We start from the raw sequence: 17,330 nt of genomic DNA, 5'->3' as shown, positions 1-17,330 counted from the left end.
TGGCAGCAAGAGAGTCAACCGGAGAAAATGAAGGATATACACATGGAATATGAAGGTCTGATACTTGAAAAGAAAAACTACGTGGCTACATTGACCATGAACAGACCGCACAGATTGAATGCGCTGACGGGTGAGATCAGCAACGAATATTTGCCGAAGATATTCAGGGATTTACAGGACGACGACAGCGTACGCGCCCTCATCATAACCGGCGCGGGTAAGGGATTCTGCACGGGCGCCGACGTTGTTATTTTCAACCAGGCGGCTGAGGAAGGGAGACTGCAGGAGCTGCTCGAGCCTCGCGGCCAGACCATCGGTGGAGCGTTCGTATTAGGGCTATATAATCTCCAGAAGCCGGTCATCGCCGCTGTCAACGGCGTTGCTGCAGGCGGGGGGGTGTCGCTGGCGTTATTGGCCGATATCAGGATCGCTTCAGAGAAGGCTCTGTTCAACCTGGCCTTCGTCATGCGGGGCTTGATACCCGATTGCGGCTGTACCTACCTTATGCCGCGGTTGCTGGGCACCGGACGCTGCTACGAATACATGTATACGGGAGAATCCATCGACGCGCGCGAAGCGGAGCGCATCGGCCTGGTTAACAGGGTTGTGCCGCATGAGAAGCTGATGGAGGAGGCGGAAGCCCTGGCAGCCAGGATAGTGCAGGGTCCTCCACTGGCCTTCAAGCAGATCAAACGCGCCGTTCAAAGCGGTCTGCACAACACCCTGGAACAGCAGCTATATATAGAGACCTATGCGCAGAAAAACCTGATGGGAAGCGAAGATTTCAGGGAGGGTCTTAACTGCTTCAGAGAGAAGCGGCTGCCGAAGTTCAAAGGACGCTGACAGCGATTAAAATAAACAATATATAACAGGAATAGGAGGAACACCCGATGAAAGACTTCGATGCCGTAGTGGTGGGAGCGGGCCTGGGTGGAATATCCGCTGCTACCTACCTGGCCAAGGCGGGGAAGAAGGTTGTGATTCTGGAGAAACATAATGTCCCGGGCGGATATGCGACCTCGTTTCTCAGGGGACGCTTTGAATTTGAGATTGCGCTTCATCAGCTTTCGGGTTACGGGACAGAGGAAGATAAGGGGCCCATCTGGAAAATCCTGCATGACAATGGTGTCTCCGACCGGGTAGATATACTGCATATCCCGGATCTGTACCGCAGTATTTTCCCTGACTTCACAATTGAGATTCCCAAAGGCAGGCAGAACTACGAAGATGCCCTGTGCAGCCAGTTCCCCAGGGAGGCCGAGGGCATTAAAAAATTCTCCAATATCATGTTCGAGTTCGCCAGGCAGGCTATGCGCTCCATGCGGGTCGGGATGAAAGCGGTTATGGAGAATCCATCCGAATACCCCGAGCTGGTCGGCAACTTCGGCAAGACGTTGTCCGAGGTGCTCAATCCCCTGGTCTCCGATGAGAAAGCCCGTGCCGTTATCGGGCAACTATGGGGCTACTTCTGCCAGCCGCCCTCCAAGATGGCCTTCCTGATCTATGCCCTTGGCCTTGTCAGCTACATCAGGTTCGGCCCGGCCCATGTCAGGGGGACTTCGCAAAACCTCTCGCAGGCGTTTATCGATACGATGGAGTCCTACGGCGGCGAGGTCTGGTTCAATAACGGCGCGAAAAAAATAATAGTGAAGGACGGCAAGGTGCGCGGAGTGCTGGCGGAGGACGGCACCGAGATCGCGACGCAGCACGTTGTGTGCAGCGCTAATCCTGTAACCACCAGCCTGGAGCTGGTAGGTCGCGATAGTATGCCGGGCTGGTACCTCAACCGGCTGGGTGGATGGAGCGGTGGCGCCAGTACCTTCAACATCTATGTAGGCCTGGACTGCCCATGCCAGGATGTCGGGCTCAAGGTCCACGAGAATTTCGTTAATAAGACTTATGACCTGGACGCACAATATGAAAACATGCGTAACTCGCTCGATTATGAGCCGGACGGCAATGCCATTGTGGCTTACAATGTGGTCGATCCGACCGTATCACCCAAGGGTACGGCATCGTGTGTAATAACTCAGATCGCCTATGCGGATCCGTGGCTGAAACTGTCCCCGTCGGACTATGTTGAGGCCAAGAACAGGATGGCCGAGAAGGTGATCAAGCTGGCGGAAAAAGCGGCCCCGAATCTGAGGGACCACATCGAAGTAATCGAGGTTGCCACGCCATTGACCAACATACGCTACACGGGAAATCCGCGCGGCAGCATAATCGGGTTCGACGAGAACTTCACCGGCACCGGGTTCCTGCGCATACCCATGCGAGGGCCTCTGGAGGGGCTGTATTTCGCCAATGCCTGGGTTAATATCGGTGGCGGATTTGAATCCTGTATCGCCTCCGGCGCCATGGCGTCCCGCGAGGTGCTGCGGGATATGGAGAAGGGAGGCTGGGAGGCCGACGAGATAACTAAAATGCAGGGTTCACTGGAAAAGCAAAAAGTGCAGCCGCATGAACTGAAAGATACCATCACGCCTGAAGAAAAATTTGTTAAAAACATTCATCCACGCAGGCTGCAACTCAAGGTCAAGAAGATCATAAAAGAAACGGCCAGCGCCAAAACCTTCAGACTGGAATCCAAAGACGGGCGCCTGCCGTTTTTCCGCGCCGGACAATATATCAATCTCTTTGTCGATATCAAGGGCGTCAGGACATCACGTCCCTACAGTATATCGTCGACGCCGGGCAAACCGTATTATGACATCACGGTCCGACGCGTGGATGGTGGTTTCGTTTCGCATTACCTGCTTGACAGCGTCAAGGTGGGTGACAGCTTTGAATCCACCGGCCCCAACGGTTATTTCTATTATGAGTCGTTGATGGATTCATCCGACCTCGTTTTCCTGGCGGGCGGAAGCGGTGCGGCGCCCTTCATGTCCATAATCCGTGAGGCTGTTGAAAAGAAATCAGCTTTGAAGATACAGCTGATCTACGGCAGCCGCAAACCTGATGACATAATCTTTGAGAAAGAGCTTACAGAGATCACCGCCAAGAACAAGAACATCAAAGTTGACTACGTTATGAGTGAACCTCCGGCAGGCTGGAAAGGCGCTGCCGGCTTCCTGGATGACAAGGTGATTTCAAAGCTGGCGGGCGATCTGAAAGGCAAGACTGTGTTTGTCTGCGGCCCGGCCCTCATGTACGAGCTTTGCGGACCGGCGCTGGCTAAACTGGGCGTGCCTGCCAGGCGGACCAAGCGTGAAGCTTACGGGCCGCCGCAGGATATCACCAAAGAGCCCGCATGGCCCGGTATAGCGGCATCCAGGGAATTTGAAGTGATCGAGATGAGGAGCGGCAAGAAAGCCAAAGCCAAAGCCGGCGAGCCTCTGATGAATTCGCTCGAACGGGCCGGAATCGTGGTCCCGGCGATATGCCGCTCGGGCGAGTGCACGGCCTGCCGCACCAGGTTGATCTCCGGTAAGGTCTTCACCCCCTCCCGTGTGCATCACCGGCAGGCGGACAAGAAATCGGGGTATATCCATCCCTGCATGAGCTATCCTCTTGACGATCTGCGCATCAAAGTGTAAAAGTAAATTATGAGTATCTAAGGAGGCAGACAATGACTACAAGAACAGTGAATCTAATGGTGAAAACACCCATTAAGGCGCAGCAGGTGGCGCTGGATTATCTGAGCGCCGACGCCAGGGCGACCAGGCCCGGCTTCATCTGGTCCCTGGACCTTGAAAGGGCCAGGCTGGTAACGCAATCATATAAAATGACGGAGGGCCAACCCATAGCCCTGCGCCGGGCCAGGGCCCTGGCGCACATACTGGACAATATGACGGTCTACATCCGGCCTGACGAAATGATCGTGGGCAACTATGCCTCCAACAGCGACTCCGTGCCTTTTTACCCGGAGTTGGCCTGGAAGTGGATAGCCAGGGAAACGGCGCCGGGACAGGTCTATGAGAGCATGCTCAGCGATGAGGGCAGGAAAGAGCTCAAGGAGATCGGCGAGTACTGGGGTAACCGCTCCATCCACCACATGAGCAAGAAATACCTTCCGCCGGAGCTTAAGGATGCCTTTTGGATCTTCAACTGGGAATCAGCCACACCCAACTACGACAAGATACTTTCCATGGGTTTGAAGGGTATCCTGGAGGAAGCCAGGGAGAGGTTGAACAAGCTCGACCGTGAATACATGGACGAAACGGTCAACGGCATCGATTTCGTCAGGAAGAAGGATTTCCTTGAGAGCACTATTATTACTCTGGAGGCCGTCTGCAGATGGTCCAAGAGATATGCCGAGCTGGCTCGCAGCCTGGCCAAATCCGAGAAGGAAGTCCTCAGGAAGGTGGAGCTCGAGAACATCGCCGCGATCTGTGATCGTGTACCGGAGCAGCCGGCCCGCACGCTGCATGAGGCCATCCAGTCCTACTGGTTCGTCCACCTGGTGGTTAATTTCCTCGAGATCCCGCAGGTGGGTTCCGGTATACGCTTCGACATGGTATTCAATCCGTTTTATGAAAAGGACCTGGCGGCGGGCAAGATTACCCGTGAATCGGCTCAGGAGCTGGTTGAGTTTCTTTTCGTTAAATTCCAGGAGACCGGCTTTTTACACGCTCCCATCTGGTCCGGGTTCGGCGGTGGAGCGCTGGGATTCCAAACCGTCACTATAGGCGGTGTGGACTCCAGGGGCCGGGACGTCACCAGTGAGATGAGCCTTATCATCCTCGATGCTACCAGGACAGTGCGCGCCATCGTGCCGCCTTTGGCCCTGCGCTGGCATGACGGTATACCTAAAAAGTTGGTGGACAAGGCCATCGAATGCCTGGCATCGGGTATGCCGCAGCCGGCTATCTTCAATGACAAGGTAGTGGTATTACGGATGGTCAACATGGGCACTCCAATCGAGGATGCCCGTAATTATTCGATCAACAACTGTATGGTTCCAACCATACCCGGCAAGAACTTCAGCCACATCTCGGCCTGGGCCAGCGGTGTGCCGGCGCCTCTTTGCCTGAACCAGGCGTTGGGCATCGATCCGCTTGCCATCTACAAGAAAGCCGGCAATAAAGTGCTCGACCCTGAGAAGATCGGCTCAATGGAAGAGCTGTTTGAGGCTTTTGCGGAAAATTACCGGCTAGTGATTCATCGCCTGGTGCGCATCGCCAATATCGCCGACGCCCTCTACAAAGAGTGGGCGCCCCGCCCCTTCCTCTCATCGGTTATCGATGATTGTATCGAGAGGGCGCAGGATGTGCGCGATTGGAACTATATGCCCGATTACCGCGATGTTACCCTTTTCGGCCTTAACACCGTGGCCGATTCCCTGACTGCCGTTAAGAAAGTGGTTTTCGATGACAAGAAAGTCACCATGAAGCAACTCGTGGAAGCGCTTAAGAACAACTGGAAAGGTTACGAAGAGATCCGCCAGTTATGCCTTCGCGCGCCCAAGTTCGGCAATGACGATGATTATGCCGATCTGATCTCCGACAAGGTTGCCCGCAAGATCGAAGAGGAGACCAGTAAGTGCAAGACCAACTGGGGCACATCGGTGCATGTGGACGGCACTGCAGCCACGGCCTGGTGGAGCTTCGGCCGCGTATGCGGTCCGACCCCGGATGGAAGGATGAGCGGGGATCCCTTTAATGATGGTACCATCTCGCCCATGGCCGGACGCGATAAGAAAGGTCCCACTGCGGTCCTGAAGTCCGTGGCGAAAGTAGACCCGCTGGAAAGCTGGAATCACCTCTTCAATCAGAGCTTCATGCCGCAGTTCCTGGTAGGCCATAATGCCGAGGTCTTTGCTCAATACCTGAAGACCTTTGCCGACATGGGCATACACCATATCCAGTTCTCCACGGTCAACAGGGAGACGCTGGAGGATGCGCAGGATCACCCCGAGAAATATCCCACTTTGATGGTCAGGGTGGCGGGCTTCGCTGCGTACTTCATCGACCTCGACAGGAGCATCCAGGATTCCATCATAGCCAGGACTCCGCAGTGCTTTTAAACTCCCGGGAGGCCGGCGCAACGGGCGACGGCAAAGCAGAAAAGGACCTCAAAGGGCTGGTATTTAATATCCAGCGCTATAGTATTCACGATGGACCCGGCATAAGAACGACGGTCTTTTTCAAGGGTTGTCCGTTGCATTGCAGGTGGTGCTCCAATCCCGAGTCTATCAGTCCGCAGCCTGAAATACTGGTACGGGAAACCCGGTGCAACGGTTGCCGCCGCTGTATAGATGTATGTTCCCCTGGAGCTTTATCGCTGGCCTCTACTGGTCTGTGGCTGGACAGGGAGAAGTGCGACCTTTGTTTGAAATGCATAGACGCATGCTGGGAAGACGCCATAGAGGTGGCGGGGCGGTTTATGACCCTCGACGAAGTTGTCGAAGAGTGCCGCAGGGATGAGCCGTTCTATCGTAATTCCGGTGGAGGCATAACACTTTCAGGGGGCGAACCACTATTGCAGGCGGACTTTGCCCTGGCCCTCCTGAACAGGTGTAAAGAATTGGGCTATAACACCGCACTGGATACTTCCGGACAGGTAACGTGGAGCGTGCTGGACGGGGCGCTCGATATTGTCGACCTGGTGCTTTTCGATATAAAACATCTGGATGCCGACGAGCATCGTGATGGCACCGGCGCGGACAACAAGCTGATTCTGTCCAACCTCGATAAAGCCATGAGTTCCGGTAAGTCCCGGATATGGATCAGGATTCCTGTAATACCCGGATACAATGACTCTAATGAATATATGCAAAAATTGGCCGGCAAGTTGAGCGGGATGAAGGCAGAGAAAGTGTCTGTACTGGGATATCATGAGTTTGGACGTCCCAAATATCAGTCGCTGGGCAAGGCTTATCAGCTCAGCGGCCGCCAGCCGCTGGGCAGTGAGCGTATCAACGAGATCGTCGACATATTCAAGTCTGCCGGTCTGGACGCTACCGCCGGGTATTGATAGCGGTATCAGACAGCCCATAACAAGAATCCGCAGAAAATATAGGGGCTTCGCCAAAGCGAAGCCCCTTGATCTTTCAGATCCGCGCTCCTCCCTACTCTCCCACAGAGGTAAGCCTCAATACTGTGCCTTATCCTTGATATTTCGTAGCCTTTTTGCTACTTAACGGAGAGCTCAGGAGTTTTACTGGCTCTCCCCTTTTGCACGTCCGCAGTCTATCTCTGCTCCTCCGGCAGGGGAGAGCACTCTCGAGGAAAGTGCCATTCTACGTACATGGCCTGTTTCTTGACCATTTCCGACCTCCCTTGGGGCTACTCTGTCTGACTGCCCCACAATTTCATGCTACTACTAATAAGCGGGGTGGTCAAACTGTATTGAGCCCGGCTTGCAGCCTGCTTGACGGTGCTACATAATGTTGTAGTCAGGGAGAGACATGATGTCGAAAAAAATGTTACTGGGTCTTAATGGCGACCAGTTGAAAGAGTTGGCGGCCGAACTCGGGGAGAAGAAATTCCGCGGCAAACAGGTGGCCGATTGGATTTACAGGCGCGGATGCCGGCAGGTCAATGACATGACCGATCTCCCGGTCCCGTTCAGGATAAAACTGGACCAGTTGTGGGCGGTCGGGAGATCCTCTGTCAAGGAGATCAGCACAGGCAGGGACGGCACGTACAAGCTGCTGCTGTCGCCTTACTACGGCGAGCTGGTGGAGACCGTGGGCATGTCTTACGAGGAACGATTCTCCTGCTGTATATCCACTCAGGTCGGATGCCCGGTCGGTTGCGCATTCTGCGCCACGGGCGCCGGAGGTTTCAAACGCAATCTTGCGGCGGGTGAAATGGTCGATCAGGTTTTAACCGTGGGCGAGGCCGCCGTACGTAAAAAGATACTTGCTGCGGACGGAAGGGTCAGCCACGTTGTCTTCATGGGAATGGGAGAGCCGCTGCTCAATTACGATGCTACACTGGCTGCTGTGCGCCTGATCAACGATGAACTCAAGGTCGGGATGCGCAATATAACAGTGAGCACGATCGGTTATGTTCCCGGCATATACCGTCTGGCCGCTGAGCGGCTGCAACTTACGCTGGCTGTCTCGCTGCATGCCGCCGCAGACGGATTGCGCAGAAAGCTGGTGCCGGGTATGTCGCGCTACCTGCTGAAGGATATAATCGCAGCCTGCCACCATTACAGCAACCATACCGGCCGGCGTGTAACCTTCGAGTATTGCCTGCTCAAAGGGATTAACGACAGCCCTGCTGAGGCGGCCGCGCTGTCCTCACTGCTCAAAGGGCTGAACTGCCATGTAAACCTCATTCCATTCAACCAGGTTCCGGGAAGCGATTACAGGCAGCCCGAGGCGTCTGTCATCATGTCTTTCCGCCGCGTGCTTGAGCAATCCGGTATAACTGTGACACAGCGGGAACAAAAGGGCGCGGGCATACAGGCGGCCTGCGGGCAATTGCGCCAGCAGTCGGTATCCAAATAAGTAGACATACGGATTGTCAAACGCGTTGCCATGCTGCTATCAAATTTGACTTTACGAGTAACTATGTTAAAATTGACCGGTCAATTAACGATTGACCATAAACGGGAACACCTCGCCCGCTGATGATGCGGATCGGAGTCGAAATGGATAACTACCCCTGGTTTAAGAATTATGATGAAGGTGTGCCTCGCACACTTATGCCTTATCCAGGAACGACCATGATCGAGGTGGTCGATGAGTCGGCTAAAGCAAAACCCTACCGCGCCATGTTCTATTTCAAAGGACACAGGCTTCTATATCACGACTTTGTGCGGCAGAGCGACGCCCTGGCCGCAGGCCTGGTTGCTCTCGGAATAAAAAAGGGGGAGCGTGTAGCCCTGCTCCTTCCCAATTCACCGCAGATGGTACTGGCATTCCAGGGCATCTGGAAGGCAGGGGCAATAGCGGTCCCTATCAATCCTCTTTATACCGAACACGAGCTGAAGCATGCGTTGACCGAGGTGGACGCCTCTGCTGTGATCGTGCTTAATCCTTTTTACCAGGCTGTGAAGAATATTCAGGCCGATACCACTATCCGGACCGTTATCGCCACCAGTATCAAGGAATATCTGCCGGCGCATCTCGGTCTGCTTTTCACGCTGGCCAGGGAGAAGAAGGAGGGCTACAGGATTTCCCTGCAAAAGGGGGATGTGTGGTTTCAGGAGCTGCTGCGACAACATAAGAACGATCCCAGGCCTGATATTGAAGTCAGGCCGGAGGATGCGGCCGTGATACTTTTCAGCGGTGGTACAACCGGCACTCCCAAGGGCGCCGTGGGTACTCACGGCGCCCTCATAATGACTGCAATGCAGATTAACGCCTGGCTCGGTCCTGTACTGGAGAAATGGGAGGACAGGGTGGCCCTGACTATGCCGCTCTTCCATGTTTTTGGATGTGCGGGCGCGCTGGGCACGGCTATGATCAACCGTTCTTCCTGCATCCTTATCCCGAATCCACGCGATGTCACCGATGTGGTTAAAAGTATCCAAAAGTATAAGCCGGCCTTCATGCCCGGCGTTCCTACGTTTTATATCGCGATTATGAATCATCCTCTGGTGAAATCGGGCAAGGTAAAGCTGTCGGGCATGAAGATATGCATTGTGGGTGCAGCCCCGCTTATGGCGGATACGAAGAAACAGTTTGAGAATATGACAGGCGGACGGCTCCTGGAAGGCTATGCCATGACGGAGACCATGCAGGCCGCAACGCTCAATCCTATTATGGGCGTTAATAAGGAAGGCTCGGTTGGCATGCCGTTGCCCGATGTCGTCATTAAGATAGTGGATTCCGAGACCGGCCGCGGCGATATGAAAGCCGGCGAGCTCGGCGAGATATGTTTTAAGGCGCCGAATCTTATGGCGGGCTACTGGAAGCGACCGCAGGAAACGGCCGATATGCTCAGGGATGGATGGCTTTATACCGGTGATATTGGTTATCTGGACAACGATGGTCACCTCTTCTTGCACAGCCGCAAGAAAGATATAATCAAGACCAGCGGCTTTCAAGTCTGGCCGCGCGAGGTAGAGGAGATATTACATGAGCACCCGGCGGTTATGGAGGCCAGTGTGGCCGGAGTGCCCGATCAGTACCAGGGCGAAGCAGTGAAGGCGTGGGTGGTGCTGAATGCAGGAATGACCTGTACGGCGGAGGAGCTCAGGGAGCACTGCAAATCCAAACTGTCGGCCTATAAGGTGCCGCGATATATCGAGTTTAAAACTAATCTGCCTAAAACCCAGATAGGCAAGATTCTGAGGAGGGTATTGATCGAGGAAGAGACAAGCAAACAGGGAGGGGAAACCAATCACACATAGCTGCCACAGTAATAATTATGCAGGGAGGTTGAATTGATGACAGAATCATATCAGTGGTTTAAAAGCTATGATGCGGGGGTGCCGCACAGCCTGGAACCATACCCGCAGGTCACCTTTTTAGACGTGGTTGAGGAGGCCGCCAAGAAGAGGCCCGATCACAGGTTCATGATTTTCAAAGACAGGAACATCAGCTACAGCGAGCTCGTGAGGCTCTATTCGGTGTTTGCCGCTGCCCTCAAGGCTAACGGAGTTAAGAAAGGCGACCGCGTTGCCGTACTCCTGCCCAACTGCCCGCAGGGCTTTATCAGCTCGTTTGCAGCCTGGAAGGCCGGCGCTATACCTGTGCCGCTCAATCCGATGTATACCGAGCATGAATTACAGCACTCGATTAAGGAATGCGGGGCCGAGGTTGCCATCGTGTTGACACCTTTTTATGCCACGGTCAAGAAGATACAACCGCAGACAAATCTCAGGCTGGTCATTGCCACCAATATCAAGGAATATCTTCCGCCGTTCCTTGCGACTATGTTTACGCTGCTCAAGGAGAAGAAGGAAGGCCACCGAATTACTCTCCAGCCAGGCGACCTCTGGATGGCCGAGCTCATGAGCAAGCACGCCGGTGATGCTATTCCTGACCACAAGCCTGTATCCGAAGATATTGCGCTGCTGCTTTTCAGTGGAGGCACTACCGGCGTTCCCAAGGGTGTAATCATCACACATAAATGCCTGGTTGCAGAGGCCTGGCAGCTCAAGGTCTGGAACGATAGTGTTCTGACGGAATGGGATGATGTGGTTATGATGATCATGCCGCTCTTCCATGTTTATGGATTTGCCGGGGTGATGGGCACATCCATCATGGGGCATAATACACTTGCAGTTGTCCCCAACCCGCGAGATCGTGACGATGTGGTGAAGACCATAAACAAGGTGAAACCTGCATACTTCCCTGCCGTCCCTACAATGTTCATTGCACTGCTGGAGCATAAGCTTGTAAAGGCGGGCAAGGTTGATTTTAAATCTATGAAGCTCTGCGTGGCGTCTGCGGCGCCGCTGCTGCCTGAGACCAAGCGGCGTTTTGAGGAATTGACAGGCGGCAAGCTGATCGAGGGCTATGGCATGACCGAGGTGACCGCGGCCATTACCCTGGGCCCGGTGGAGGGCAAGTGGACGCCCGGATCGGCCGGCATTCCCCTGCCGGACGTTATTCTGCGAATAGTTGACGTTGAGACCGGTGAGAAAGACATGCCGCTGGGGACGGAGGGTGAGATCGTTGCCAGGTGCCCGCAGATCATGGTGGGTTACTGGAACAGGCCGGAGGCCACGGCGGAGATGATTCGCGATGGTTGGCTGTACACGGGTGATATCGGCTATCTCAACGAGGAAGGTTGCCTCTTCATCACGTCGCGCAAGAAGGAATTGATCAAGCCCGGCGGCTTCCAGGTCTGGCCGCGCGAGGTAGAGGAATGTATCAGCACCTATCCAAAGGTAGCGGAAGTAGGAGTGGCGGGTATCCCCGACGCTTACCAGGTCGAGGCTGTCAAGGCCTGGGTCGTGCTGCGTCAGGGGGAGACCGCGACAGCTGAAGAGATACAGGCGCATTGCCGTGAGAAACTAACAGCCTATAAAGTGCCCAAGCACGTGGAATTCAGGGCCGAGTTACCCAAGACACTGGTGGGCAAGATCCTGAAACGTGTACTGGTTGAGGAGGAAATAGCAAGGCAAAAAGCGGCGAAGTAGTACTTCGAGGTAATTAGGCGTTGAAAGCTTAATCATAATAACAAATCTAAGGAGGTTCTTATCTTGTCCGACAAAAGATGGTTAAAAAACTATGACAAAGGGGTCCCGGCCACGCTGGAACCCTATCCCCAGAAGACGCTTGTAGATTATGTGGATGATGCCGTGAGAGAACATCCCGATTACCCCATGGTTCTTTTTAAGAAGAGGAAGATGTCCTATGCTGAGATACAGAAGCTCAGCGATGAATTTGCGGCTGCGCTGGTAGCCAAAGGCGTAAAAAAGGGAGACCGCGTAGCCCTGATCATGCCTAATTGCCCGCAAGCCATTATCTGCCGTTGGGGCGCTTGGAAAGCGGGCGCTATCCTGGTACATATGAACCCCATGTATACAGAGTCCGAACTCGAACATGCCCTTAAGGACTGCGGCGCAGAGACTGTAGTGGTGCTGACCCTGTTCTACAATACAGTTAAGAAATTACAGTCGAGGACCAAACTGAAGCTGATTATAGCGACCAGCATCAAGGATTACCTTCCGCCCGTACTCAAGGTTCTATTTACACTGGTCAAAGAGAAAAAGGAAGGCCATCGCATCGTGTTGCAGCCCGGCGATTTCTGGCTGACCGACCTGATTAAAGCCCAGGCCGGAGCCAAACGGCCCGACGTGAAAGTGCTGCCGGGCGACGACGCCCTCATTCTTTTCTCCGGCGGGACGACAGGCACACCCAAGGGTGTAGTGGGCACGCACCATTCGCAGGTAATCACAGGTCTGCAATTCAGCAGCTGGTTCGGTGAGATAGTCGAACCTTACAAAGATGTGATGATGCTGGTGCTGCCGCTTTTCCACTCGTTCGCCACGTATGCGGTCATGAGCACGGCCATCGTCGGGCATGCGGCGATGTCTCTGGTACCCAATCCCCGCGACCGCGACGATGTGGTCGCTACCATCAATCATGATAAGCCCTCGTTCTTCCCCGCCGTGCCTGCCATGTTCATAGCGTTGCTGGAGCATCCGGCAGTCAAAACAGGTAAGGTGGATTTCAGCTCAATGAAATGCTGCAACTCCGGCGCAGCCCCGTTGCTGTACGAGACAAAGAAGCGTTTCGAAGACCTCACCGGCGGCCGTATCGTTGAGGGCTACGGGTTGACCGAGTCTACCATGGCCTGCTGCTGCACGCCTTATCGCGGAACCTGGAAGCAGGGGTCTGTGGGGATGCCGCTCCCGGACGTCATAATCAGGATCGGCGACATTGAGACCGGCGAAGGCGATATGCCAGCCGGCAAGGAGGGGGAGATCGTTTTCCAGGCCCCGCAGCTGATGAAGGGGTACTGGAACCGGCCTGAGGAGACTAAAGAGATGCTGCGTGACGGCTGTCTCTATACGGGCGATGTAGGTTATATGGATGATGACGGTTACGTTTTCATCACATCGCGTAAAAAGGACCTGATCAAGCCCAGCGGCTTCCAGGTATGGCCGAGGGAAGTCGAGGAGGTAATCAGCAGCCATCCAGCGGTGGCGGAAGTCAGCGTGGCCGGTATTCCCGATGCCAAGCAGGGTGAAGCTGTGAAAGCCTGGGTAGTGCTGGAGGCCGGTAAGACGGCTACGGCGGAGGAGATACAGGCCTGGTGCAAGGAGAAGCTGGTCGCCTACAAGATACCCAAGTTCGTGGAGTTCCGCAGCGACCTGCCCAAGACAATGGTCGGCAAGGTGCTGAGAAGGGTTCTGCAGGAGGAAGAGGCGTCAAAAAGCAAGAAGTAAGTCTGTGAACGAGGCAGTCCCCGGCTGCACAGCCGGGGACTGCTTAAACATATAGTCACGGCATTAGAATATATTGATTTGGAGGTTGATTGCATGGCAGAATATCGCTGGTTAAAGAATTACGATCCCGGTGTACCCCACACACTGGAACCATATCCCCAGAAAACCCTCATAGATTACGTGGATGAGGCAGTCAAAGAGAAACCCGACTATCCCATGATGCTTTTCAAGAAGAGGAAGATATCCTATGCTGAGTTTCAGAAGCTGAGCGATGAATTCGCGGCTGCCCTGGCTGCCAAAGGCGTCAAGAAAGGCGACAGGGTCGCGCTTCTCATGCCCAACTGCCCGCAGGCGCTTATCTGCCGCTGGGGGGCCTGGAAGGTCGGCGCCATACTGGTGCATTTAAATCCCATGTATACGGAAAGCGAGCTGGAGCACGCCCTCAAAGATTGCGGGGCTGGGACTGTAGTCGTTCTGACCATGTTCTACAAGCAGTTTAAGAAGATACAGCCGCGCACCAGCGTAAAGCTGGTCATAGCTACCAGCATCAAGGATTACCTCCCGCCGGTGCTTAAGGTGTTGTTCACGCTGGTCAAGGAGAAAAAGGAAGGTCACTATGTAGAACTGGAGCAGGGAGATTTGTGGATGACGGACCTGATCAAGCAGTATGCCGGCGCCGGGCGGCCGGATGTGAAGGTTGCACCGCAGGATCCTGCACTCATACTGTTCAGCGGCGGCACCACGGGCACCCCCAAGGGCGTGGTAGGCACGCATCATTCCATGGTGATAACAGCCCTGCAGTATGCTGCGTGGTTCGGTGGCATGATCGAGAGCTACAAGGATGTCATCATGGCCTGCCTGCCGCTTTTCCATGTATACGCGACCTATGGTGTTATGAGCACCGCCATAGTATGCCATGTGACATTGTCCCTCGTTCCCAATCCTCGCGACCGCGAAGATTTGATAGCTACTATTCAACATGATAAACCGACTTTCTTCCCGGCAGTTCCCGCCCTTTATATTGCTCTGCTGGAGCATCCCAAGGTCAAAGCCGGGAAAGTCGATTTCAAATCGATGAAGTTCTGTGTGTCCGGCGCCGCTCCGCTGCTGGCCGATACCAAGAGACGCTTTGAGGAATTGACGGGCGGCCGGATAGTCGAAGGCTATGCCATGACCGAGGCTACCATGGCCTCCTGCGTTACACCTTACCTGGGCAAATGGAAGGAGGGTTCCACCGGCATGCCGCTGCCCGATGTGATTGCCAGGATCGGCGATTTGGAGACGGGTGAGGGCGATTTACCCGCCGGACAGGAAGGCGAAATAGTTATTAAGGCGCCGCAGCTCATGGTGGGATACTGGAACAGGCCTGAGGAGACCAAGGAGATGCTGCGGGATGGCTGGCTCTACACCGGCGATATCGGGTATCTGGATGAGGATGGTTATCTTTTCATCACCTCGCGTAAAAAGGACCTGATCAAGCCCAGCGGTTTCCAGGTATGGCCGCGGGAGGTCGAGGAAGTCATAGCTGCACATCCTGATGTGGCCGAAGCCTGCGTGGCCGGCATACCTGATGCCAAGCAGGGTGAGGCGGTTAAGGCCTGGGTGGTGATGGAGGCGGGCAAGACCGCTACAGCGGAGGAGATACAGGCCTGGTGCAAGGAGAAGCTGGTGGCCTACAAGATACCTAAATTTGTCGAGTTCCGAACCGAGTTGCCCAAAACTATGGTGGGCAAGGTGCTGAGAAGGGTACTGGTGGAGGAGGAGAAAGCCAAAGCAAAATAGCAGGTTATTTTTAAATTTTAAAAATAATGAAGACCGGTCCCGGCGGCTGCCGGGACCGGTCTGAAGGATGCTGAGTTGACCGAACATCTATGGTACAAAAGCTATGATCCCGGCGTACCCCGCTCTCTTGAGCCATACCCCCGTAAGACCATTATGGATGTCTTGCTGGAAGCTAAAAACGAGCGTCCTGATTATCCCATGATCATCTTCCAGGACAGGAAGCTCAGCTATAAAGAGATCGTCAGTGAGAGCGATGCTATGGCTGCGGCGCTGGCTTCCATGGGTGTGAAGAAGGGTGACCGCATAGCCGTGCTCTTCCTTAACTGCCCCCAGGAGTATATTATTTTCTTCGCGGCCTGGAAGCTGGGCGCTATTGTGGTGCCGCTCAATCCACTCTACACCGAGTTCGAACTGGAAGCGAGGTTAAATGATATCGATGCTGAAACAGCGGTGGTGCTAAACCTGTGGTATCCCATGGTCAAAAGGCTGCAGAAGAAAACCAGCGTACGCAACGTTATCCTGGCTGAATTCGATGATTACACCGTGCCGAATAAAGAGAAGGCGGCGACCGCTATTGAGCCAGGCGACGACTGGTGGCTCGACCTTAGCAGGAAATATGCAGGAAAACCGGTCCCCGGCGTAAAAGTGGCGCCGGACGATACAGCCTTGATCCTGTTCTCGGGAGGCACCACGGGCACTCCCAAGGGTGTTATGGAGAGCCATAAGTCCCTGGTGATCACAGGTATGCAGGTGGAGGCCTGGTTCCGCGAGATTTCACTCTGGTGGGACGAAAAATTCCTTGTGCCTCTGCCGCTCTTCCATGCTTTCGGCATCTATGCCAGCTTCGGGATGGCGCTGGTTCAGCATAATATCTCGGTGCTCATCGCCAATCCGCGTGATATCAAGGGCATGATTGAAACTATTAAGAATCAAGGTATTACTAATATGGGGGCCGCTCCCACCATGTTCATCTCCATGCTGGAATATCCGGATCTCAAAATGGGTGATCTCAAAACCATTCGCATGGCTACATCGGGCGCAGCGCCGCTGATGCGTGAGACCAAGGAGCAGTTCGAGAAGCATATCAGCGGCCGGTTGACCGAGGGTTACGCACTCACTGAGAGCGGCATGGCCATGCTTACCACTCCTGCCAAGGGTAAATGGAAGGAGGGCTCCATAGGCCTGCCCCTGCCGGATACCATTGTACGTATCGTTGATATAGACAGCGGGTCTTCAGGTATGCCTGTCGGGCAGCCGGGAGAGATTATTATCAAGGCGCCGCAGCTCATGCAGGGCTATTGGAAACGGCCGGAAGAGACCAAAGAGATTCTGCGGGACGGCTGGCTTTACACCGGCGATATCGGCTACATGGATGAGGATGGCTATATCTTTCTGACGTCTCGCAAGAAGGACCTGATAAAATGCGGTGGCTTCCAGGTCTGGCCGCGTGAGGTGGAAGAGATTCTCCAGGAGCATCCGGCCGTGGCTGAAGTATGTGTGGGCGGGATACCTGATCCCAGACAGATGGAAGCCGTCAAGGCCTGGGTCGTGCTGAAAGAGGGGAAAAGCGTGACTGCAGAGGAATTGCAGAAATATTGCAGGGAGAAACTCACCGGCTACAAAGTTCCCAAGCACTTCGAGTTCCGTAAAGAGCTGCCCAAAACATTCGTGGGTAAGGTACTGCGTAGAATTCTACAGGATGAGGAGAAAAGCAAGTAAAAGTCGGGGATATAGAGCGCCCGGTTAATTTAGTATAATTAGCAGCGCGTTTAAAATATGCCGTAAATATTGTTTGAGGAGGTTTA

10 protein-coding genes are annotated in these 17,330 nt (G+C 54.3%); all 10 read left to right on the top strand.

Going from position 1 to position 17,330, the window contains the following annotated elements; all coding sequences use genetic code 11:
* Positions 1–42 precede the first annotated feature (42 nt).
* The 10 genes from WC359_06080 to WC359_06035 all read left to right on the top strand — a co-directional run bounded on the left by WC359_06080 (position 43) and on the right by WC359_06035 (position 17,244).
* Complete coding sequence (locus WC359_06080) at positions 43–843, top strand: enoyl-CoA hydratase (protein ID MFA5399985.1); 801 nt, start codon at positions 43–45, stop codon at positions 841–843.
* Positions 844–890: 47 nt separating this feature from the next.
* A complete protein-coding gene (locus WC359_06075) occupies positions 891–3,536 on the top strand; it encodes an FAD-dependent oxidoreductase (GenBank protein ID MFA5399984.1) in 2,646 nt (881 codons plus the stop codon).
* Positions 3,537–3,568: 32 nt separating this feature from the next.
* Positions 3,569–5,965, top strand: coding sequence for a pyruvate formate lyase family protein (locus WC359_06070; GenBank protein MFA5399983.1), 2,397 nt, complete (start codon positions 3,569–3,571; stop codon positions 5,963–5,965).
* A complete protein-coding gene (locus WC359_06065) occupies positions 5,956–6,915 on the top strand; it encodes a glycyl-radical enzyme activating protein (protein ID MFA5399982.1) in 960 nt (319 codons plus the stop codon). The genes WC359_06070 and WC359_06065 overlap by 10 nt, the downstream gene beginning before the upstream one ends.
* Before the next feature lie 436 nt (positions 6,916–7,351).
* A complete protein-coding gene (gene rlmN / locus WC359_06060) occupies positions 7,352–8,401 on the top strand; it encodes a 23S rRNA (adenine(2503)-C(2))-methyltransferase RlmN (protein MFA5399981.1) in 1,050 nt (349 codons plus the stop codon).
* 143 nt (positions 8,402–8,544) lie between these two features.
* Positions 8,545–10,251, top strand: a complete 1,707-nt coding sequence (locus WC359_06055; protein ID MFA5399980.1) for a long-chain fatty acid--CoA ligase — start codon at positions 8,545–8,547, stop codon at positions 10,249–10,251.
* Between the two features lie 36 nt (positions 10,252–10,287).
* Entirely contained in the window at positions 10,288–11,988 is a 1,701-nt protein-coding gene (locus WC359_06050; protein ID MFA5399979.1) for a long-chain fatty acid--CoA ligase, read from the top strand.
* A 63-nt stretch (positions 11,989–12,051) separates the two neighbouring features.
* Complete coding sequence (locus WC359_06045) at positions 12,052–13,743, top strand: long-chain fatty acid--CoA ligase (protein ID MFA5399978.1); 1,692 nt, start codon at positions 12,052–12,054, stop codon at positions 13,741–13,743.
* Positions 13,744–13,836: 93 nt separating this feature from the next.
* Positions 13,837–15,525, top strand: coding sequence for a long-chain fatty acid--CoA ligase (locus WC359_06040; protein MFA5399977.1), 1,689 nt, complete (start codon positions 13,837–13,839; stop codon positions 15,523–15,525).
* 75 nt (positions 15,526–15,600) lie between these two features.
* Positions 15,601–17,244, top strand: coding sequence for a long-chain fatty acid--CoA ligase (locus WC359_06035; GenBank protein ID MFA5399976.1), 1,644 nt, complete (start codon positions 15,601–15,603; stop codon positions 17,242–17,244).
* Positions 17,245–17,330: the final 86 nt, after the last annotated feature.

The sequence above is a fragment of the Dehalococcoidia bacterium genome, from assembly GCA_041653995.1.
Lineage (GTDB): Bacteria > Chloroflexota > Dehalococcoidia > GIF9 > UBA5629 > CAIMUM01.
Note: the sequence above shows the minus strand (reverse complement) of the source record. Positions and strands in the feature narration are given on the sequence as shown.